The following is a 2,765-nucleotide window of genomic DNA, read 5'->3' as shown; positions in this document are numbered from 1 at the left end:
AGTGGGGAAGAACCAACATCACCGGAATATGCAACTGGTGAATTCAGGACCATTATCTACGCGTAGACAGAGCGGTTTGCCCCGCCAGTCTATGATTTGTTCAAGTGCCCGAGTTACCCGCAAAGAAGAAATTGAAGTAGCTATTTCGATACACAATATCTCACGGGAAAAGTCGTCCATCACATTAAAGGTTCTAAACCTGTTTCCGCTGGCCAAGCTATCGCTCATAAAGTCCATGCTCCATTTTTGATTAATGCTGACCTGTTGTTCCAAAGGCTGTTTCTCCCGAACAGGTAGACGACGTTTGCCACGCCTCTTCTTGTTCATATTTAGTAGCTTATACACCCGATAAACTTTTTTATGATTCCAGGGCTTCCCCGCTCTGCGCAGATAAGCGTAAAGTTTTCGGAATCCATATACAGGATGTTTGGAGGACAGTTCATCTAATGCAGAGATGACAGCGCTGTCATCTTTCTTACTAACATAGTAATATTGTGAACGGCACATACCTGTCAATTTACAGGCTCCGGTTACACTCAAACCGTGATCTAGGACAATCTCCTGAGTTAACTGTTTTTGCTGCCGGAGCCCCAACCTTTTTTTGTGATGACTTCTTTTAGGATATAATGGTTCATACTCAGTTCGGCAAACATCTTTTTCAAGCGTGCATTTTCTTCTTCAAGTTCCTTTAGGCGTTTGACATCTGAGGCTTCCATACCTCCGTAACGACTCTTCCAATTATAAAATGTGGCCTTGCTAATTTCCAGCTCACGGCAGATGTCTTCGGTCTTTCTGCCTTCTTCGCCCTCTTTGAGTGCTCGAACAATCTGTGTTTCTGTAAAACGTGTCTTTTTCATCTTATTACTTAAATCTAAACATTTATGTCCAGTTTTAAGCTGTTGGAGTTTTTGGGACACTTACACCTCCTCACATTCTGGGCATATTTCAATGTTACTTTTATCAATAAATTCTTTATCGCAAATGCTACAATTTGCGCGGCGTGTATCTACTAATTTTAAGGTATAAGATGAAAGCTCACCATGTGCATTATCTGATTCAAATTTAAAAACTAAACCACATCCCCCTGCACATTCTTTATTTTCGTCCAATTCCGCATCTGAATAATAATTTAAGGCATTACACAGCGGACAATAAGTATGCAATGTATTACACCACTCACAAGTTCCCACAATTATACCTTTATGTATACTATTTTCATGTTCAGGTGGAAATTCATTCGTTAATCTATGCTTACGCCAATTATGGATATAATTTCCCACACTTTCCCTATTACCATCACACACTTCACATAATTTAAATTGATTTAAATAATCTTTTTCATAAAAATCTTTAGTAAAATGGAAGCTTTCCAATAGTTCACCTCCTTCAATCTCAATATCATCGCTGTTATGAGAACCAATAGGATATTCCCAAAGGTTAAAAGTTATTTCAATAACATTACCGCATTCGCAATCAAAATCCTCAAGTTCCTGATAATGAATTTCAGATCCCATCTGTCTTTCATAACTTTCCCCTACTTTGAATTCTAAATCAAACCCAGATTTGTGAAAGCTATGAATTTCACCACATTGTTCACATTCAATTTTTAGATAGTTTCCCTTATTACTATTTGTATTAGCACGTTGGGAAATAAATTGAATAGCTTGTTCCGGAATTTTTGACTTTAGATACTTTCTAGAATTGTATAAAAACTGAGGTAAATTATACATCCAAAATTCAGTACCGGCATGGTCATACATTTCTTTTATTAATTCTTCGCGAGGAGCTTTAATCCGATTTTCATTTTTATCTTTTTCAAAATAGCACCAGTCTTCATCCTTTGTATTATCATTTGTAATAAAAATAATAGGCAATCTTTTATCTTTGGCATAATCCAATATCTGCTTCCAAATGATCAAATCACCGAAAATTTGGGTTCCTTTTTTTTCCTTATTGTAAAAGTCTCCGTATCCTGGTGGAATTCTATACTCGTACCGATGTTTTCCTTCTTTAGTTATCTCTATAATTTGTTCAAAAGAATAGTTGCTTCCAATCAAAAAATAGGTATTTATGGCTTCAAGAACATCGTCTTCAGTATTGGTACTTAAAATCTCCGTTTGAGAAGCATTAACTTGTAGCGTAATTTTATTTTTAAACTCTTCTATGTCTTTACTAAAATTTTCAATTTTGGTTTTAATTTCATTTAAATACACTTGATCTAAATGGGGATGTTTATCATCCTTTTTAGTTTTTTCCGAAATTTCGTGTACTTTTTTATTGATATGCTGATCAAAATTCGGTTTTAGATCTGCAATTAGTTTTTCAATAGATTCATATTGATCTTTATAAGCTTTGGATATAGTCTCTTCCTGATTCTTTAGAAATTCAAACTCTACATGGCCCGGTGTCCATAACCGCTCTTTCAAAAGTGCAAACGTCTGGTCATAAATATTTTGTCTCGTCTTTTTTGGAAGATAATAGAATTCTAGTAATGCAGAAGTATCAAAAACGAAAACAGCACTAGACCATAGTCGTTCCTGTTTATCATCATCTATTTTGAATAGTTTAATGTTATCTAAATTCATAAAATATCGTTTGGAAATGCTTTGGTTCTAAGCAATAAATCTAAATTCACTTGTGTCCTAAATAAATTTTAGGATTGGATTTCTGTGGTACACGCATAGCTTTTTTCATCATTTCGATATTGACCCCTATTTTTCAATCTGGGAAGATCTTTAGCTGTCACTTTTTTCCTTTTCTAGGCG

Annotated in this window: 3 protein-coding genes; all 3 read right to left on the bottom strand. The window is 35.2% G+C overall.

Annotated features, from left to right (window positions below; all coding sequences use genetic code 11):
* Positions 1-18: 18 nt before the first annotated feature.
* Genes B2X72_RS09225 through B2X72_RS09215 form a run of 3 tightly spaced genes read right to left on the bottom strand, consistent with a single transcriptional unit; the run spans position 19 to position 2,585 of the window.
* Positions 19-507, bottom strand: a complete 489-nt coding sequence (locus B2X72_RS09225; RefSeq protein ID WP_286849299.1) for a DDE-type integrase/transposase/recombinase — start codon at positions 505-507, stop codon at positions 19-21.
* A gap of 59 nt (positions 508-566) precedes the next feature.
* Entirely contained in the window at positions 567-857 is a 291-nt protein-coding gene (locus B2X72_RS09220) for a transposase (RefSeq protein ID WP_286849297.1), read from the bottom strand.
* Between the two features lie 60 nt (positions 858-917).
* Entirely contained in the window at positions 918-2,585 is a 1,668-nt protein-coding gene (locus tag B2X72_RS09215; RefSeq protein ID WP_286849294.1) for a PIN-like domain-containing protein, read from the bottom strand.
* Between the last annotated feature and the right edge of the window lie 180 nt (positions 2,586-2,765).

Origin of the sequence: Sphingobacterium sp. UBA7253 (genome assembly GCF_002472745.1) — a bacterium.
GTDB lineage: Bacteria > Bacteroidota > Bacteroidia > Sphingobacteriales > Sphingobacteriaceae > Sphingobacterium > Sphingobacterium siyangense.
Note: the sequence above shows the minus strand (reverse complement) of the source record. Positions and strands in the feature narration are given on the sequence as shown.